The sequence below is a fragment of the Caloramator quimbayensis genome (genome assembly GCF_900167605.1).
GTDB classification, from domain to species: Bacteria; Bacillota; Clostridia; order Clostridiales; family Caloramatoraceae; genus Caloramator_B; species Caloramator_B quimbayensis.
In genome coordinates, this window is sequence record NZ_FUYH01000005.1 from 33,823 (window position 1) to 52,544 (window position 18,722).

General features: G+C 31.8%; 20 protein-coding genes. 17 read left to right on the top strand and 3 right to left on the bottom strand.

The annotated features are described in order from the left end of the window. The first annotated feature begins 77 nt into the window (after nucleotides 1-77). A complete protein-coding gene (locus tag B5D15_RS04150; protein WP_078695858.1) occupies nucleotides 78-956 on the top strand; it encodes a nucleoside hydrolase in 879 nt (292 codons plus the stop codon). 15 nt (nucleotides 957-971) lie between these two features. Next, complete coding sequence (locus B5D15_RS04155; RefSeq protein ID WP_078695859.1) at nucleotides 972-1,652, top strand: TVP38/TMEM64 family protein; 681 nt, start codon at nucleotides 972-974, stop codon at nucleotides 1,650-1,652. Nucleotides 1,653-1,724: 72 nt separating this feature from the next. Here B5D15_RS04155 and B5D15_RS04160 read toward each other — a convergent pair whose 3' ends face one another. Next, the gene (locus B5D15_RS04160; protein WP_078695860.1) at nucleotides 1,725-2,162 is read right to left on the bottom strand and encodes a DUF2680 domain-containing protein; all 438 of its coding nucleotides are present in this window, start codon (nucleotides 2,160-2,162) and stop codon (nucleotides 1,725-1,727) included. Between the two features lie 153 nt (nucleotides 2,163-2,315). Here B5D15_RS04160 and B5D15_RS04165 point away from each other — a divergent pair, with 153 nt between their 5' ends. Both B5D15_RS04165 and B5D15_RS04170 read left to right on the top strand, forming a co-directional pair. Continuing rightward, complete coding sequence (locus B5D15_RS04165) at nucleotides 2,316-2,972, top strand: response regulator transcription factor (protein WP_078695861.1); 657 nt, start codon at nucleotides 2,316-2,318, stop codon at nucleotides 2,970-2,972. Next, on the top strand, nucleotides 2,969-4,321 hold the full coding sequence (locus tag B5D15_RS04170; protein WP_078695862.1) for a sensor histidine kinase: 1,353 nt from the start codon (nucleotides 2,969-2,971) through the stop codon (nucleotides 4,319-4,321). Before B5D15_RS04165 ends, B5D15_RS04170 begins: the two co-directional genes overlap by 4 nt. A gap of 142 nt (nucleotides 4,322-4,463) precedes the next feature. On the opposite strand, the gene B5D15_RS04175 is transcribed toward B5D15_RS04170, so the two are convergent. After that, the gene (locus B5D15_RS04175; RefSeq protein WP_078695863.1) at nucleotides 4,464-6,212 is read right to left on the bottom strand and encodes a phosphoenolpyruvate carboxykinase (ATP); all 1,749 of its coding nucleotides are present in this window, start codon (nucleotides 6,210-6,212) and stop codon (nucleotides 4,464-4,466) included. 452 nt (nucleotides 6,213-6,664) lie between these two features. Here B5D15_RS04175 and B5D15_RS04180 point away from each other — a divergent pair, with 452 nt between their 5' ends. The 3 genes from B5D15_RS04180 to mnmM all read left to right on the top strand — a co-directional run bounded on the left by B5D15_RS04180 (nucleotide 6,665) and on the right by mnmM (nucleotide 8,749). Beyond that, nucleotides 6,665-7,372, top strand: coding sequence for a pseudouridine synthase (locus tag B5D15_RS04180; protein ID WP_078695864.1), 708 nt, complete (start codon nucleotides 6,665-6,667; stop codon nucleotides 7,370-7,372). Between the two features lie 92 nt (nucleotides 7,373-7,464). Beyond that, the gene (locus B5D15_RS04185) at nucleotides 7,465-8,169 is read left to right on the top strand and encodes a sensor histidine kinase (RefSeq protein ID WP_078695865.1); all 705 of its coding nucleotides are present in this window, start codon (nucleotides 7,465-7,467) and stop codon (nucleotides 8,167-8,169) included. A 1-nt stretch (nucleotide 8,170) separates the two neighbouring features. Beyond that, nucleotides 8,171-8,749, top strand: a complete 579-nt coding sequence (gene mnmM, locus B5D15_RS04190; protein WP_078695866.1) for a tRNA 5-(aminomethyl)-2-thiouridylate-methyltransferase MnmM — start codon at nucleotides 8,171-8,173, stop codon at nucleotides 8,747-8,749. On the opposite strand, the gene B5D15_RS04195 is transcribed toward mnmM, so the two are convergent. Further along, nucleotides 8,712-9,362, bottom strand: a complete 651-nt coding sequence (locus B5D15_RS04195) for a hypothetical protein (protein WP_078695867.1) — start codon at nucleotides 9,360-9,362, stop codon at nucleotides 8,712-8,714. The genes mnmM and B5D15_RS04195 overlap by 38 nt on opposite strands. Nucleotides 9,363-9,459: 97 nt before the next feature. Here B5D15_RS04195 and surE point away from each other — a divergent pair, with 97 nt between their 5' ends. From surE to B5D15_RS04245, 10 genes are all read left to right on the top strand, one after another. Further along, nucleotides 9,460-10,230: a 5'/3'-nucleotidase SurE gene (gene surE / locus B5D15_RS04200; protein ID WP_078695868.1), complete on the top strand. Its 771-nt coding sequence runs from the start codon at nucleotides 9,460-9,462 to the stop codon at nucleotides 10,228-10,230. Nucleotides 10,231-10,241: 11 nt separating this feature from the next. Then, on the top strand, nucleotides 10,242-10,430 hold the full coding sequence (locus B5D15_RS04205) for a YpmA family protein (protein WP_078695869.1): 189 nt from the start codon (nucleotides 10,242-10,244) through the stop codon (nucleotides 10,428-10,430). A gap of 114 nt (nucleotides 10,431-10,544) precedes the next feature. Then, nucleotides 10,545-11,429, top strand: coding sequence for a MurR/RpiR family transcriptional regulator (locus B5D15_RS04210; protein ID WP_078695870.1), 885 nt, complete (start codon nucleotides 10,545-10,547; stop codon nucleotides 11,427-11,429). A 203-nt stretch (nucleotides 11,430-11,632) separates the two neighbouring features. Further along, entirely contained in the window at nucleotides 11,633-13,000 is a 1,368-nt protein-coding gene (gene gdhA, locus B5D15_RS04215; protein WP_078695871.1) for an NADP-specific glutamate dehydrogenase, read from the top strand. Nucleotides 13,001-13,143: 143 nt separating this feature from the next. Beyond that, the gene (locus B5D15_RS04220) at nucleotides 13,144-13,758 is read left to right on the top strand and encodes a histidine phosphatase family protein (protein WP_207651447.1); all 615 of its coding nucleotides are present in this window, start codon (nucleotides 13,144-13,146) and stop codon (nucleotides 13,756-13,758) included. Between the two features lie 2 nt (nucleotides 13,759-13,760). Beyond that, nucleotides 13,761-14,984: a BaiN/RdsA family NAD(P)/FAD-dependent oxidoreductase gene (locus tag B5D15_RS04225; RefSeq protein ID WP_078695872.1), complete on the top strand. Its 1,224-nt coding sequence runs from the start codon at nucleotides 13,761-13,763 to the stop codon at nucleotides 14,982-14,984. 10 nt (nucleotides 14,985-14,994) lie between these two features. After that, on the top strand, nucleotides 14,995-15,345 hold the full coding sequence (gene aroH, locus B5D15_RS04230) for a chorismate mutase (RefSeq protein WP_078695873.1): 351 nt from the start codon (nucleotides 14,995-14,997) through the stop codon (nucleotides 15,343-15,345). 72 nt (nucleotides 15,346-15,417) lie between these two features. Continuing rightward, complete coding sequence (cmk, locus tag B5D15_RS04235) at nucleotides 15,418-16,083, top strand: (d)CMP kinase (RefSeq protein ID WP_078695874.1); 666 nt, start codon at nucleotides 15,418-15,420, stop codon at nucleotides 16,081-16,083. After that, the gene (locus B5D15_RS04240) at nucleotides 16,080-16,664 is read left to right on the top strand and encodes a lysophospholipid acyltransferase family protein (RefSeq protein ID WP_078695875.1); all 585 of its coding nucleotides are present in this window, start codon (nucleotides 16,080-16,082) and stop codon (nucleotides 16,662-16,664) included. The genes cmk and B5D15_RS04240 overlap by 4 nt, the downstream gene beginning before the upstream one ends. Nucleotide 16,665: 1 nt before the next feature. Continuing rightward, a complete protein-coding gene (locus B5D15_RS04245; protein ID WP_078695876.1) occupies nucleotides 16,666-18,618 on the top strand; it encodes a bifunctional 4-hydroxy-3-methylbut-2-enyl diphosphate reductase/30S ribosomal protein S1 in 1,953 nt (650 codons plus the stop codon). Nucleotides 18,619-18,722 lie beyond the last annotated feature (104 nt).

An 18,722-nucleotide genomic window follows, 5' to 3' on the forward strand; every position in this document is an offset into this window, starting at 1 on the left:
AAAAACCAATATGTATTGCCGCATATATAGTGTTTATAGATAATAAACTATGTTAACAGTTTTATGGAGGTTATATTATGCACAGAATAATTTATGACTGCGACAATACTATGGGACTTTGTGGAAAAGATGTTGATGACGGACTTACTTTATTATATCTTTTAGGCTGTGAAGATGTTATACTGGAGGGAGTTACTTTAACCCATGGAAACAGCTCAACAAAGGAAGTTTATGATAATACAGTTAGAATGTTTAACACTTTAGGCATAAAAAATGTACCGGTTTGTAAAGGGAATGATACAGTTTGTGATAAGGTATCTGACGCTGCAATATATCTTGCAAATATGGCAAGAAAAAACAAAGGTGAAATAACACTTCTTGCAACAGGTTCAATGACTAATTTATATGAAGCATATCTATATGATAATGAGTTTTATAAAAATCTTAAAAATATAGTTATAATGGGCGGGGTTATTGAGCCTTTAATAATTTCTGGCGTTAAAATCGATGAGTTAAATCTATCCTGCGATTATAATGCCTCTTTTAGCCTTTTAACTTCTAATGCAGATATTACTATTTTAACAGGTAATACATGCCTTCAGGCCCTGTTTGGTGAAGAAGAAATAGAAAGGTTAATTAATATAAAGGGGAATAAAGTAATAGATTTTATTAATGAAAATATTAAGGGATGGTATGAATTAATCTATAAAAGCTTTGGATTTAAGGGATTTTGCAACTGGGATTGTGCAGCAGCACTTTATATAACTAATCCAGAGCTTTATGAGACTAAAACTTTTGATATATATCCTCAATTAGAGGAATTAAAAAATGGATTTATAAATATAAAAAGTGATGAAGATAAGGGATATTCTGTAAAAATTCCATTAAAAATTAAGGATTTGAAGATGTTTAATGATATATTAATTAAGAGCTGGTGCAATATTAAAAACATATAAAATGGGGTTGAATTAATGAAGGAAAAGAATATTTTTATTAAAATATTGATTTTATTTATTGCTGTATTAATTTTTTTGCTTGTCCCCTCACTTCAAAAGGCAGTTAAGCATGCTGTTTTAATATTGAGCACATTTAATGTAGATGCTGTAAAGGAGTATATTTTATCCTTTGGAATATGGGCTCCTATTGTTTCCTTTTTGCTTATGGTTTTTCAATCAATAGCAGCCCCCCTGCCAGCCTTTATTATAACCTTTGCCAATGCAGCCTTGTTTGGATGGGTTAAAGGTGCAATATTATCTTGGTCAAGTGCAATGGCAGGAGCAACCCTTTGTTTTTATATTGCAAAATTTTACGGAAGGGATGCAGTTGAAAAGTTAACGAGTAGATTTGCCCTTGATAGCGTTGATGTTTTTTTTGAAAAATACGGTAAATATGCAGTCCTTGTGGCAAGGCTTCTCCCCTTTGTAAGCTTTGATATAGTAAGCTATGCAGCAGGCCTTACAACCATGGATTTTTGGTCCTTTTTTATTGCAACAGGAATAGGACAGCTTCCAGCTACAATAGTTTATTCTTATGTGGGAGGAATGCTTACAGGAAGCGTTAAAACCTTTGTTTTTGGGCTTATGATATTGTTTGCACTTAGCATTATTATATTCGTTGCTAAAAAAATCTGGAATGAAAAAAATAATAAATAAATGGATTGTATATAGAATTAGACTCTTTTAAAGAAATTTAGGCATTAGCAATTTTGCTAATGCCTAAAACTTTTACTTATTGTATCCTCTTCCTAATCCGTTACAAGTTCCTCTACCAAGCCCTTTGCCTTGGCCTCCTCCGAATCCCACACCGTATTTTTGACCTATTCTTTGTGAGCCTGTTCCATCACAGTTTGCCATATTATTTTTTATTGCGTTTAAAATTTCATCGGCCTTTTCTTGAGTTAAAGTACCATCTTTTACTCTCTTATCTAATATTTCTTTTTTGTTTTTAAGCATTTCGGCTTTAAACTCTTCGAGTTTCCCTGCTTCCTTTGCTATTGTACCGTAGGTTTTACCTTGAGACCTTTCTGTATATAGTGTCTCTACTGACTTACCTGTAAGTTTCGATACAATATCAACTGGGCTTGTTGATGCATAGGCAAAAGCAGTTGTTGTTGAGACTACTCCAGCTACTAAAACACCTAATGCAATTTTTCTCATATTCATAAAATCAACCTCCTGAATATTTTTATTTTATATTTTGATTATAATTTTTTAGTGTGATTATTTTATGGGATTTTTGTGTAGATTTTGTGAAGCTCATTTATTTTTTCTAAATTTTATTTTAATATATAGGTAAAAATACAAGGCGGTGGTTTTATGAGCAAAATTCTTATTGTTGAAGATGAAGATAAATTAAGACGTGTTTTAAAATTATATCTTGAAAAGGAAGGCTATGCAGTTGATGAGGCAAGGGATGGAGAAGAAGCTTTAAATGTGTTTTCACACCTAATACATTCCCTCATAATACTTGATGTTATGCTTCCAAAATTTGATGGATGGAGTGTTTTAAGGAATATAAGGAAGATAAGCGATGTTCCTGTTATAATGCTGACTGCAAGGGGGGAAGAGGAAGATAAAATATTTGGCTTTGACCTTGGTGTTGATGATTATGTAGTAAAGCCTGCAAGCCCAAGGGAAATAGTTGCAAGAACCCGTGCTATATTAAAGAGGGTTAAAAAAAGCGATGAGGAAAATGAAATTTCTATAGATAAATCAGCAAGAGAAGTTAAGATTAATGGAAAGACTATAGACTTAACTTTAAAAGAGTTCGATCTTCTTTTATATCTTTATGAGCATAAAAATGCGGCTATTTCAAGGGAACAGATATTAGATGCTGTTTGGGGATATGAATACTTTGGAGATCTTAGAACGGTAGATACCCATATAAAAAATATAAGAGAAAAACTTGGCGATTTTAGGGATTATATTCAAACTGTAAGAGGTTTTGGATATAAATTTGAGGTGAAAAAATGAAGGGAATAAGACTTAAATTATTTATATATATTAGTCTTCTTATGATATTGCTCCTTCTATTTAATATTCTTCTTCAAAGCAGCATATTAAACAGATACTATTCTAATACCGAAAAGGATAAACTTATTTCCTATGCACAAATAATTGAAAAAAACCTTTTAAATCCTAAGGAGCTATCATCGCAAATAGATAGAATTTCAAGTAACTTAAACGCAAGAGTATCCATATATGATGATAGAGGAAATATAATTTATAAAGATTATTCTCATATGATGGGTATGACTGGAAAAATAATGAATATAGAGAAAAGCAATTTGGAATTAGTATTAAAAGGACAGGTAATTTATAGAACCGACGAGGTAATGCTTCGTCAAAGCAAAATAATATCCCTTGGCTATCCTGCGAAAGTAAATGGCACTGTAGCTGCTATATTTATTCATATTCCGACAGTTGAAATAAAAAGTACAGTAGAAAATATATCAAAACAATTTACATATCTTTTGTTTATTGCAATACTTATCTCCTTTTTAGGGGCTTATATATTAAGCAATAAATTTACTAAACCTATTTTAGATATAAAAAATGCAGCAAAAAAAATATCGGAAGGGAACTATGATGTAAGGTTAAATATAGCTACTAATGATGAGATAGAGGAGCTTTCAAATACAATAAATGTTATGTCAGAAAATTTAACAAAAACGGAAAAATTAAGAAGGGATTTTATTGCAAATGTAACCCATGAATTCAGAACTCCTCTTGGAATCATAAAGGGATATGCAGAGGCACTATATGATGATATTGTGCCTGAAGATGAAAAAAAGCAATATATTGAGGATATAATAGAAGAAGTGGGAAAATTAAACAGACTCGTTAATGAGAACTTAGAGCTTTCTAAAATTGAATCTAAAAGCATAAAATTAAACTTTCAAAATTTTAATCTTTATGATTTATTAAAAGACATTGTTGATAAGGTTAAGATAATAAAGGGTAATAGAAGGATAAATCTATCTGGAGAAGATGTTTTTATAAATGGGGATATGGAATACCTTGAAAGGGCTATATTAAATATCATATCAAATTCAATAAAGCATACAAAGGATGACGGCTTAATAGAGATAAGTCTAAAAAGTGAAAATAAAACTTCAATTACAATAAAAGATGATGGAGAAGGAATTGAAAAAGAGCATCTGCCCTATATATTTGAAAGATTTTACAGAGCAAAGGAAAAAGGTACAGGTGGTCTTGGGCTTTCTATTGCAAAAGAGATAATAAAACTTCATGGTGGTGAGATAAAAGTTATAAGTAAACTTGGAGAGGGAAGTGTTTTTGAGATAAAATTGCCATGTTAACATATGTCAAAGCTTTTTAAAATAAAAAGTCTCTGCCTTAAGTAGTTTCATTCTATTAAGACAGAGACTTTTTCATACTAACCGTACCTGATAATGAAGCAGTTAAGCAGTAGTTAAGTTTACTTTTCAGAACTTTGATTTTTTACAGCTTATTTACTTCTTCAAACAGTTTTATAGCGGCGTTTTTAGGACCGGTTTTTTCCTTTCCTGAGATTCCAAGGCAGGTTTTAATCTGTCCAACTTTAACGCCTGCTTTAAAGAAAGCATTAAAATATTCATCTAAAAGAATATCCGTTTCCTTTTGCCTCTGGTATGGACCAAAAGGGTTTGCAAAGTAGGATTTAACAAGTCCTTTTTCGGAGGTTGTACCTTTTGCCATCCTCGCCCCGTCTTTAAAAACTTTTATAGCTTTGTTTATATCGCTGAAGAATTCAAGATGAGACATGTTATCTCCAACATCCTCATAGTTATTAGCATAAAGGAACATATCTATTGGGTATCCTCTCATAATATCCTTATAGCTTGTTATTGGAATTACAAGTCTTGCATTTACTTTATCGGGGTTCATAAATATACTTCTGTCAAGTTCTCTAAAAGCATATCCGGGGTCTAAATCATCGAGCCTTACGAATGCGCCTATTTCAGTTCCAAAGGCGAGGGGTTTTTCGCTTCCATTTAATTTTAAAACTCCCATATCGTCGAATACAACAAGCATATCGCTTATATATTCCTCACCAAGACTTCTGAAGGCCTCGAGGGTTTCAGATTTTCCAGCACCGCTGTCTCCCATAATTACTATATTTGCATGTTTACCGCTCTTTAGAGTTATGCTCACCATAGCACCGTGTATTGGAAGATAGCCCCTTTTTATCATTATCAGGTTGTGAAGGGTAAGCGTCATCTTCTTCATGTATCCAAAATAGTCTATAGCTTCACCGTAGCTTACATAACCCATCATTATATCGTTGTTTAAGTCATCAAAGAATACAGTTTTTACGTTTTCGCTATTATCCCTTGCTCCAAATACATAGATTATATCAGGCTTTGTGTTTATACATTCTTCCTTTGAAGCGAGTTCAAAGAGATTGCACAGGGATATTCCGTGGGACATAAAATCCCTATGAAAATATATATAGGATAAAAGGCTGCCAACCTTTGCAGGATAGCAGAACCAGTGGTCAGGATTTATTGTACAGTCTGACAATGGGTTTTTGTCTGCTTCGTTAAAGAAACCTTCCCTCGTATTTTTTTTAGGATATGCTATAAAGGGAGGATCAAGGGATATTGTTTCTATAAAGGGGATTTCCTTAAGAATTTCGTATTCTTTAGGGCAGGACCACTCATAATGGCTAAGAACGAGTGCTGCGTTTGCACCTGCAGGAAGCTGCCTGTATACGTTTGGTTTTCCTCCGCTTACGCTTTCGCTTATTTTTCTATAAAGATTTAGTATTAAAGTGGAGAACTGAGAATTAGCATCTATAAAGCTTACGTTTTGAAGCCCTTCATTTGTTTTGTTATCTGAGATTATAGTATACCTTTCAAGCCTTCTCCAAAATCCATATATTCCTTCTATCATATCTGTAAAGTTTTCCTTTTGGGTAAGGAGCGATTTATATGAAGAATTAAGGTTTATTATTTCAGATACGTTTAATGTTACAAGCATCTTAAAAACGGTAATAAGCTCTTTACTTGTTGATTCAATATCTAAATCTTTAAAGGATTCACAAAGGTATTTATAAACTGCACTATTTTTTCTTTGTATTTTTTTTAGGTATGCTTTAAGTACCCTTTCAAAACCTTCGCTGTTTAAAAGCTTTTCAGGGGTATCGCAATATTTTGCAGTAAAGTTTATCATAACTTTGCCATTGCTTAAAGAGAATTCTTTTTTCATCGTTTTTCCTCCTAAATGCAATATTTAAAAATAAAAATTGCAAATTTCAAACTACAGAAATAATTATAACAGCAGTAGATATAAAAATAAAGAACATTTTTTTATATTTTTATTGCAATATTTAGTTAAAATATAAATAAATCAAGGATAAAGTAATGCATAAAATTACTGGTTATTTTATAAATATTTTTTATCTCAAGTATACAAGAGTACAAAAATGAAATACTTTGTTGAAAATCTTGCAATATATTATATGCTCTAATATAAAAAGTGTTATATTATAGTTTCAGTTTCTTCTTTTCTGTTATATTTATATCTTTAGTTGTGTTAAAATCTGTAATATTTTTCTTAAAGAATTTAAACTATTAAAACCTTTATATATATATAATTGTGTTTATATAAAGATTGAATTATAATGTTTAAACAGGAAATATAGCGTTGAGGTGTATAAAATGAAGGAACGATTACAAAAGTACATGGCAAGATGCGGAGTTGCATCTAGGAGAAAATGTGAAGAAATAATATTACAGGGAAGGGTTACTGTAAACGGTATTACTGTTAATGATATAACTATAATAGATGACGAAAAGGATGTTGTTAAGATTGATGGAAAAACAATAAAGCCTGAGACTGAGAAAATCTATATAATGCTGAACAAACCCGTTGGAGTAATAACATCAGCAAAGGATGAAAAAAATAGAAAGACGGTTCTTGATATTGTTAAAGTAAAAGAAAGGATATATCCTGTGGGAAGACTCGACTATGACACTTCAGGACTTTTAATACTTACAAACGATGGTGAGGCAGCCTATAAAATGACTCATCCTTCAAAGGAAATCGATAAGGTTTATATAGCAAGAGTAAAGGGAATTCCAACAAAAGATGAGATAAAAAATTTTGAGGCAGGTCTAAAAATAGATGATTATATTACTTCTCCTTCAAAGCTTAAAATAATAAAATCAATGGAAAAGGAAAGCGTCCTTCAAATAATAATTCATGAAGGAAGAAACAGGCAAGTTAGAAAAATGTGCGAAAAAATAGGTCATCCCGTAATAAAACTTAAAAGGATAAGAATAGGAAAGCTGAACCTTGGAGATTTAAGAGAAGGAGAGTGGAGAAATCTTACAGAAAGTGAAATCGATTATATTAAATCATTATAAAGTACTATACATATAACAATACCCCTGAATTTTTGTAATTAAATATATAAATTCTAACTATATATTAAACAGAAGGATTTGGGGGTGGTATTTTGATAAATAAAGTTAATTGTATATTAAAGTTTATAAAAGATAAATACAAAGAGTTAATATATAAAAACTCTTTTATATTAAAAATAAGAAAAAGGAAAAGAATCAGGGATTTTAATATCTACTTTAAACTTATTAAAGATAGAATATATTCCAATTTCTTAATTGAATCATTAAATGAAGCCTCCAATCTATGTCATAAGGATTCCATAACTGTAAGGGAGCTTTTGATAAAAATCAACGTATATTTAAAATATATTTTAAACATAAAAGAAGGAATTGTTTTATTAGAGGAAGAAATAAATCTATTAGTATTATTTTTTTCAATAGAGAATATTATATATGGAAGCAGGGCTGAGCTTCATATTGATATACCTAAAGATATGATGAATATAAGAATTCCTTTATTGATTTTTCAGCCTCTAATTGAAAATTCAATAAAACATGGTATTTTTCCAAAACCAATTGGAGGGGATATATATATTAAGGCTTTTGACAATCAGGATAGAGTAGAATTTATTATTTGTGATACGGGGGTTGGGATGTCGAGGGAAGAATTTGAAAAGGTTGCTTTAATGAAATCCTTTGGCCTTAAAAATATCAAGGATAGATTAGAAATGCTTTATGGGTTTAATTATCATTTTAAAATTGAAAGCGAAATAGAAGGGGGTACAAAGGTCTATTTGACTTTACCAAAGGAGGTATAAGATGTTCAGCGTTGTAGTAAAAGCTACTCAAATGGCTCAATCTTTTGTTGAAAAAAAGTTGTGTGAATATGATAATGCTGTAGATGCTACCCTTGGAAATGGAAACGATACTATATTTTTAAGCAATATTTTAAAAAAAGGTATCGTTTATTCCTTTGATATACAAAAAATCGCTGTAGATAATTTTAAAGAAACTGCTGGTAGATTGAATATAAGTAATGTAATCGCTGTAAATGACGGACATGAAAACATGGATAGGTATATAAATAAAAGTGTAAAGGCTGTAATGTTCAACCTCGGTTATCTTCCAAAGGGGGACATAAATATCGTAACAAAGGCTGAAACTACATTAAAAGCCCTGAAAAAGGGATTAAATTTATTAATGACAGGCGGAATAATAACAATAGTTGCTTATCCCCATGAGGAGGGGAGAAGGGAAAGGGATGAAATATTCAATTATTTAAAGTCTTTAAATCCGAAGGACTATGCGGTTATGGAAATAGGATTTATAAATCGTTACAGCAATTCTCCATCTGTTATCGTTATTGAGAAGAATAGCAGTTCTCGTGAAGATATATAAAGTATTCATTGTTTGTTACGAATTTAATTACGGAAACTTTACATGGAGCATCAATAATATCACCGCATTTTAAACATCTAAAGTTTGAATTATAAAGATAATCGATGTAATGCTCTGTTTTTATAGAGCTGTATTTTTTGTAGCTGCTCCATCCGGTTTTACAGATTTCAGACCTTTTTTTAAAATCTGCTAAAACCCATTTTAAAAGTCTGTGAAAATGGAAGGGATATTTAGTATATTGAAGATAGTCGAGAGGTATACCAAGACCAATTGCATAATCAATAAAGGTTTCTTCAATTATACTTTGAAGAGGTTCAGATATTTTAACGCTTAAGACTTTATATCCCTTTTCCTTTAAATAATTTCTTGCTTTATCGAATATATAACCCTGACAGATTTCTATTTCTTCATCCTTTGAAACTTTTAACTCATTTAACCCTTCTTCTATTATTTTAATGCAATAATCCTTATATTTTTTTTCTTCAAATTCAGGGGTTTTAAAAAATTCAACGGGTATTATATCGTAATAAAAATCTAAAGTCTCAGTCCTTATGATACCAATAACAGTACCTCCTACAAGACTTCCGCTTCCAGCATCGTCGATTTGAATCATCTTTTGCACCCTTTCAGTATAAATCAGTCATATATTTAGTATGTTAAATTAAAAGTAAATATATAATATAAATATTGATATGAATGGAGGGAAAAATATGAGAATACTAATTACTAATGATGATGGAATAAACTCAATAGGGCTTCATGAACTAATTAAGGAGATTGAGAAAGAAAATGAAGTTATAGTGGTAGCCCCGAGTGAGCAAAGAAGTGCCTGTGGTCACTCAGTCACTCTTCACAGACCCATAGTTATAAAGGAAGTTAAAATAGATGGTATTAAATCAAAGGCATTCAGTGTTGACGGTACTCCTGCTGATTGCGTTAAGATAGCAATCGATAAGATATCATCTTATAAGTTTGATAAAATAATATCAGGAATAAATTTAGGCTATAATCTTGGAACCGATGTAATTTATTCTGGGACGGTATCTGCAGCTATTGAGGGTGCTATTTATAAAATACCTTCTATAGCTGTGTCTTTAGGATATGATGAAAATATAGAATTAAATTTTAGTGAGGATAAGTACCGTTTAGCAGCAGAGTATACAAACAAAATTTTAAAACAATCTTCTAATGACAGACTTAATGATGTTGTACTCAACATAAATGTTCCGCCAATTGAGAAAAATGAAATTAAGGGTATAAAAGTTTGTGAATTAGGAAACAGGATATATCAAAATTGTTATATTGAATCGCCTACAAAGGAGGGTGAAATTGGATATAAACTTCAGGGAACACCAAAGGATATTGATGATGAGAACACAGATGTTTATAATATAAAAAGAGGCTATGTAACGATAACTCCTCTTCATTATGATTTAACTAATTTTAAGATAATTAAAGAAGTTTCTAAATGGTTTATATAGGAGGCATATATATGGAAAAGAATCATGAAAGTCTAAATCTTATAGCTCTTATGGAATTCAGTGAATATGAAAACATGTATAAGATAGTAGATTTTTTAAATAAAAATTTAAAACAAAAAGGCATAATATTCGGTCTTACGAGGAAAAATGGAAAAGATGTTATTTCTATTTATGATGGAGAAGTACCAGCCTCAAAATAAAATTGAAGGTAATGTTGCAAAATTGTGAAAAAAGTGTTAAAATGAAGCTGCAAAATGAAATATTTAAAATAAAAACTTGCAGTATTCTTTATTTTTATTTTGGGGTGTGAAAATATGGACAACAATAAGTATGATCTAATGAAGTTAATTCAAGTAAGATTTCCAAGGATGAGTAAGGGGCAAAAGCTCATAGCTGAGTATATTTTAAAACATTATGATAAGGCAGCCTTTATGACGGCTGCTAAACTTGGAAATACAGTAGGGGTTAGTGAATCTACGGTAGTAAGGTTTGCAAACGAACTTGGTTTTAGCGGGTATCCTAAGCTTCAAGTTGCTCTTCAGGAGCTAATTAAAAACAAGCTGACATCGGTACAGAGAATTGAAATTTCAAGCGATTTTATAAGCGAAGAAAACGCTTTAAAAAGTGTATTAAAGGCAGATATGGAAAATATAAGAGCAACCCTTGAAAAAATAAATAATAATACCTTTGATAGGGTTGTTAATGAAATATTTAACGCAAAGAGAATTTACATAGTTGGTTTTAGAAGTTCACAGGCTCTTGCTGACTTTTTAGGCTTTTATCTTGGACTAATTCTTGACAATGTCAGGGTTGTGTCGAATGGTGTAAGCGATATATTCGAGCAGCTCTTAAGAGTAGGGGAAGGAGATATGGTTATAGGAATAGGCTTTCCAAGGTATTCAAGCAGAACAGTTGAGGCTCTTAAATTCGCAAAGAGCAAGAATGCAAAGGTCGTTGCAGTAACTGACAGCCTTTTATCTCCCCTTGCATCGAATTCAGATCTTACCTTAATAGCTCAAAGCAATATGGCATCCTTTGTAGATTCATTAGTTGCACCGCTTAGCGTTATTAATGCTTTGATTGTTGCAGTAGGATTAAGAGAAAAAGAGAATATATCAGAAACCTTCAAAACCCTTGAAAACATTTGGGAAGAATACAACATTTATACATATAGGTCCAGAGGAAGCAACGATATATAAATTTGAATGTTGTTAAATAATTATCAGACTATTCAATATATAGAAAAAATATTATAAAATAGAGAAAAATGAAACAAACTAATGATAATTCGAATTAAAACTTGAATAATATAGGTTTTTATTGTTGAAAAATTAAAATATTTAATTCATAATGAAGTTGTCAATGTAATTTTTGTTTTATTTTATTTTAAGGAGGCTTTTTTATGGCAAAGGAAAATCTTACCCCGTCTGAGTACATTAGTCAAGTAATCGAAAAGGTAAAGAAGAGAAATCCAAACGAACCAGAATTTTTACAGGCAGTTGAAGAAGTATTAAACTCATTGACTCCAGTTTTAGAAAAACATCCAGAATATATTGAGGAAAATCTTCTTGAAAGATTCTGCGAACCGGAAAGACAGATAATGTTTAGAGTTCCATGGGTAGATGATGAAGGAAAAGTTCAAGTTAACCGTGGATTCAGAGTTCAATTCAATGGAGCTATTGGACCATATAAGGGAGGATTAAGATTCCATCCATCAGTTTATATTGGAATTATAAAATTCCTCGGATTTGAACAGATATTAAAGAATTCTCTTACTGGCCTTCCAATAGGCGGAGGTAAGGGAGGATCTGATTTTGACCCAAGAGGAAAATCAGATGGTGAAATAATGAGATTCTGCCAGAGCTTTATGACAGAGCTCTACAGACATATAGGTCCAGATGTTGACGTTCCTGCAGGAGATATCGGCGTTGGAGCAAGAGAAATAGGATACTTATATGGACAATACAGAAGAATAAGAGGAGCCTTTGAAAACGGAGTATTAACAGGAAAAGGCTTATCCTATGGAGGAAGCTTAATAAGACCAGAAGCTACAGGTTTTGGAGTTTCATACTACTGTCAGGAAATGTTAAAGCATGAAGGACAGAGCTTTGAAGGTAAGACAGTTGCAGTTTCAGGTTTTGGTAATGTTGCTTGGGGAGTTTGTAAGAAAGTTGAACAGCTTGGAGGAAAAGTTGTTACCCTTTCAGGACCAGACGGATACATCTATGATCCAGATGGAGTTGTAGGTGAAAAGGTAGATTACCTTGTTGAAATGCTCAACATTAACAAAGGTGCAAGAGTAAAAGACTATGCTGATAAATACGGCGTTCAATTCTTCCCAGGAGAAAAACCATGGGATGTTAAGGTTGATATAGTAATACCATGCGCTGTTCAAAACGATATTACATTAGAACATGCTAAGAAAATCGTTGCAAACGGAGTTAAATTCGTATGTGAAGCAGCTAACATGCCATGTACAAATGAAGCAGTTCAATACTTCCTTGAAAATGGAGTTATTGTTGGACCTGCAAAGGCTGCAAATGCTGGAGGAGTTGCAACATCAGCTCTTGAAATGTCACAAAACAGCATGAGACTTTCATGGACTGCAGAGGAAGTAGATGCTAAGCTTCATCAGATAATGGTTAATATATACAATAACTGTAAGAAAGCTTCGGAAGAATATGGATTTGGATATAACCTTGTTGCTGGTGCTAACATCGCAGGATTTATTAAAGTTGCTGAAGCTATGCATGCACAGGGAAATTATTAATAAAAATAAAATAAAAAGAATCCTCTTTGAGGGTTCTTTTTATTTATGCTTTTTTAAGCAAAATAAAGCTTTTTTTCTTTTTTATAGCGTTAAATTATGTTATTCTTATTATTGTTGATTACAATAATGGCGGAGGGAATATTATGTCTAAAATATATTTAATAAGGCATGGTGAAACGCTTTGGAATAGAGAACAGCGCTCTCAAGGATGCAGCAATGATATTCCTTTATCGGAGGAAGGACTGCTGCAAGCAAAAGCAATAGCAAAAAGGCTAAAAAAAGAGAAAATAGATTTGGTTTATTCAAGCGATTTGATTAGAGCATATAAGACTGCGAGCATTATTTCAAAGGAACATAATAGAAATGTAAATAAATGCAGGGAGTTTAGAGAAATAAATCTTGGAGATTGGGAAGGCCTAAGATTTGATGAGATAAAAGAAAAATATAATGATATATATAACGTTTGGAGAAAAACCCCTCATCTTGCAATTATTCCAAATGCGGAAAGGGTATCGGATATAATTATAAGGGCAATTGGAAAACTAAATAAAATAATAGAAGAAAACGAAGATAAAAATATATTGATTGTATCTCATGGAATAACGATTAAGGTAATGATCGCACATATTTTGGGGATGGAACTTTCAAATCTGCATAAAATAAGGCAGGATAATACGGCTTTAAATATAATTGAATATAATGGGGACAGTTATGACATACTTTTAATGAATGATACATGCCATTTAAAGGAGATATAATTATGAAACGTGTTGTTGTTATTGGCGGAGGAGCTGCTGGAATGATGGCAGCTATAATTGCAGCAATGAAAGGTAAGGATGTTACTCTTATTGAGAAAAATGAAAAATTAGGCAAAAAACTTTTTATTACAGGTAAAGGAAGATGTAATCTGACTACTGATAAAGACATTGAAGAAATTATCAAGAATATAACTACAAATTCGAGATTTATGTACAGCTCATTGTATACCTTTACAAATTATGATTTGATGAAAATGGTTGAAGACAGCGGAGTTAGGCTTAAAGTTGAAAGAGGGGGAAGAGTTTTCCCGCAGTCTGATAAGTCCAGCGATATTATTAAATGCTTTGAAAAGTATCTTAATGAAAATGGCGTAAAAATAATGCTGGGCACTAAAGTCACTGATATAATTGAGTTTAAAGGTGCTGTATGGGGTGTTGAAATAAACGGCAGCGAAAAGATAAAGTGCGATTCGGTAATACTTGCAACAGGAGGAAAATCATATCCTTTAACTGGATCAACAGGAGATGGATATTATTTTGCTAAAAAGCTTGGCCATAACATTACGGAAATAAGACCGTCCCTTGTTCCTCTTGTAACTGAAGAAGAATGGGTTAAGGAACTTATGGGACTTTCTTTAAAAAACGTAGAAGTTACTGTAAAACACAAAAACAAAGTTATTTATAAGGACTTTGGAGAGATGTTATTTACTCATTTCGGAGTTTCAGGACCTATAATTTTGTCTGCAAGCAGAAAGGTTATAGATATACTGCCTCAAAAAGTTGAAATATTAATTGATTTAAAACCAGCTTTAGACCATAATGAATTAGATAAAAGGATAATAAGGGACTTTGAAAACTTTAAAAATAAGCAGTTCAAGAACTCATTAAATGAGCTTCTGCCATCTAAATTGATTCCAATTATTATAAATCTTTCAGGCATTAATCCAGAAAAACAGGTAAACTCAATAACTAAAGATGAGAGAAAAAATCTTGTAAAATTGTTAAAAGAATTTAAAATTACTATAATTGGAACAAGGCCTATTGACGAGGCAATTATTACAGCTGGAGGAGTTGACGTTAAGGAAGTTGATCCTTCAACAATGGAATCTAAAATAGTTAAGGGGCTGTACTTCGCTGGGGAGATACTTGATGTTGATGCACTTACCGGAGGGTTTAATCTTCAGATAGCCTTTTCAACAGGTTATTGTGCCGGATTTTATTCTTAGGAGGTGTGTTATGTACTGCATAAGAGGAGCAACAACTATTGAAAACGATAATAAAGAAGATGTTTTAAGCTGTACAGAGGACCTTCTTAAAAAAATTATTGATGCCAATGATATTAAAATAGAAAATATAATTTCTATAATTTTTTCCTGTACGAGGGATATAACCTCTGCCTATCCTGCAGAGGCTGCGAGAAATATGGGAATAGTAAGGGCAGGCCTTATGTGCCTTCAGGAGATGTATGTAGAAAAAAGTCTTGAAAAATGTATAAGGGTTTTAATGTTCGTAGATAAAGATATAAAGCAGGAAGAAGCTAAACATATATATATAAACGGTGCAAAAGATTTAAGAAAGGATTTATAGTTTTATATTTTACATGAAGGAATTTTTTAAATTGCATTGAATATATATTATTGTGATTTTATGGAGGGTATTATGAAAAATATAGTAATAGCCGTTGATGGACCTGCGGGAGCAGGAAAAAGCACGATTTCAAAAATAGTTGCTGAAAGATTAAATATTGAATATATAGATACAGGAGCGATGTACAGAGCGATAACTCTTAAAATAATAAGAAAAGGTATAGGTTTAGAGGATATCGATTCTATAAAAAAACTCCTAAATGAAACTCATATTGATTTTATAAATGGCAGAATTTATCTTGATGAAGAAGATGTTTCGGAGGATATAAGAAAAATAGAGGTTAGCAGTAAAGTTTCTGATGTTGCGGCTATGCCTTTTGTCAGGGGAAAGTTAGTTGAGCTTCAAAGAAATATGGCTTCATTAAAAAGTGTTATAATGGATGGAAGAGATATAGGAACTAACGTACTTAAAGATGCAAATATTAAAATATTTCTCACTGCATCGGTTGATGAAAGGGCTAAAAGAAGATATAAGGAAATGATTGAAAAGGGTAACGATGTTACATTTGAAGATATATGCAGGGATATTGAAAACAGAGATAGAATAGATTCAACAAGGGAAGTAAATCCATTAAAAAAAGCTGATGATGCTGTCGAAATTGATACTACATCTAAATCTATTGATGATGTTGTAAATGAAATTATTTCTATTGTGAAAAAAGTGGGAGTGAAAGCATGATTTTTTATAATTTTGCCAAATATTTAATGTGGATTTTATTTCATTTAATTTATAGAGTTGAGGTAGTTGGAACTGAAAACATTCCTAAGGATGAAGGGGTTATTATATGCCCTAATCATTTTGCCTTTGGAGACCCTGTTGTAGTTGGAATAACATGCCCGAGGCAGGTAAGATACATGGCAAAAAAAGAACTTTTTAAAAACCCATTTGTAAGGATAATATTAAAGGGATTAGGAGCTTATCCAGTAAAAAGAGGAGAGGCTGATTTAAATGCTATAAAGATGACTTTAAAACTTTTAAAGGATAAAAAGATAGTTGGTCTTTTCCCTGAGGGAACAAGAGTGAAAACAGGAAAATTTGGTCAGGCAAATCCTGGAGTAGCAATGCTTTCTATTAAATCTGGAAAGGCAGTTATCCCAACGCTTATTACAGGAAGCTATAGGTTGTTTTCAAAGATTAAGGTTCAATATGGACAACCTATTGATTTTACAAAATATAAAAAAGAAAAGATGACAAATGATGACTATTTTGAGCTGAGTCAAATGGTCATACAAAAACTGTACGAACTTAAGGGGGAATAATATGCAAATTACAATTGCAAAAAGTGCAGGCTTTTGCTTCGGTGTTCAAAATGCAGTTCAAAAAGCCGAAGATGTTGCTCTAAAGGGTGAAAGAGCTGTAACGTTAGGGCCAATTATACACAACAGTCAGGTTATTGAGAATTTAAAAGCAAAGGGAGTAGATGTTGCAGAGGATATATCTGAAATAAATGAGCAAAGTAAAGTCATAATAAGATCCCATGGAATATCAAAGGAAGATTATAATAGGCTTATGGCTTTAAATGCAGAAATAGTAGATGCAACATGTCCCTATGTAAAAAATATACATAAAATAGTTCAAGAGAAGCACGATTTAGGTTATAAAATTATAATAATAGGAGATAAGGAACATCCTGAAGTTAAGGGAGTTAATGGATGGTGTGAAAACAGCGCAATCATTATAAATTCATTAGATGATATAAATATTCAAAAAAACTTTGAAAAGGTTTGTATAGTAGCTCAGACTACTTTTAATGAAGAAAAATGGCAGGAGATTGTATGCAGTTTAATTAAAATCTCAAAGGAAATTTTAATCTTTAATACCATATGCAGTGCAACTCAGGTAAGGCAGCAGGAGGCGAAAGAGCTTTCAAAGAAAGTAGATGCAATGATTGTAATAGGCGGAAAGGAAAGCTCAAACACTAAAAAGCTTTATGAAATCTGCAGAGAAAATTGCCCTCTTACTATCTTTGCAGAGACTGCTGAGGATATAGATTTGAATCTTTTTAAAGATGTAAACAGTATAGGAATAACTGCAGGTGCTTCAACTCCAGATTATGTAATTAAAGAAGCTGTTGATAAAATTAATAATTTTAATAATAAACAACAAATAAATATTGAAAAGGAGAAGAAAAAAGTGGATAAGCAAAATATAGTTAAAAATGAACCAAATGAAATGGATGAATATTTTACAGGATATGAAGAAGTATATGAGGACAGCATTGTTAACGGCACAGTACTTCTTGTAAATGATAAGGAGGTTTTCTTCGATATAGGTTATAAATCAGACGCAGTTCTCCCTGTTGAAGAAGCTTCAAACTTTCCAGTTAATTTAAAAGAAAAGTTCAAAGTTGGAGATACTTTTGAACTTCAGGTTATAAAGATGAACGATGGAGAGGGTAATGTTTTAGTAAGCAGAAAGCCCCTTGAAAAGCAGGAATTTATAGATAAACTTTATGAATATAAAGAAAAGGGTCAATATATAGATGTTGCTGTTATAAGAGAGAACAAGGGAGGACTTGAATGCCAATATGGAGATGTAAAGGCTTTTATGCCTGTTTCACAGATAGGATTAGTAAAGGATGAGGATATTAAGTCCTATGTAGGCAAAAAACTTTCGGTTAAGGTTATAGATGTAAAGGAAAGAAAAAATACTGTTGAGCTTGTTGTATCAAGAAGAGATTTGTTAAAGCAGGAAAGAGAAAAAAGGGCAAGTGAATTTTTTGAAAGGGTAAAAGAAGGACAGGTTTTTAAAGGAACAGTAAAATCAATGATTGATGTGGGAGCATTCGTCAATGTAGGAGATGTAGATGTTTTTGTTCCTGTTTCTGAGATTTCATGGAAGAGAATAAAAACGCCTAAGGACGTATTAAAGGAAAGCGATACAGTTGAACTTATAATAATTAAGGTTAACGCAGAAGAAAAGAAAGTTACTGGAAGCATTAAAAGAGCAGGAAAAGAGCCTTGGCAGGAGTTTATTGAAAAATATAAAGCAGAGGACGTAATAGATGTAAAGATAGTTAGATTTGCTGAATTTGGAGCCTTTGCAGAAATAATTCCAGGCGTAGACGGGCTTATTCATATATCAAACCTTTCCGACAGAAGGATTAATAAACCTCAGGATGCTGTTAAAATAGGCCAAATTGTAAAAGCAAAGGTAACAGGTATAGATTTAGAATCTAAAAGGGTCAGCTTATCTTTAAAAGATGTAGAATAGTATATGAATTTTATCTTAACTTAATATAATAATTAAGCTCAATATTAAAAAGTAAAATTATTTTTTAATATTGAGTTTTTTTATTTATAAAAAGCATATTATAA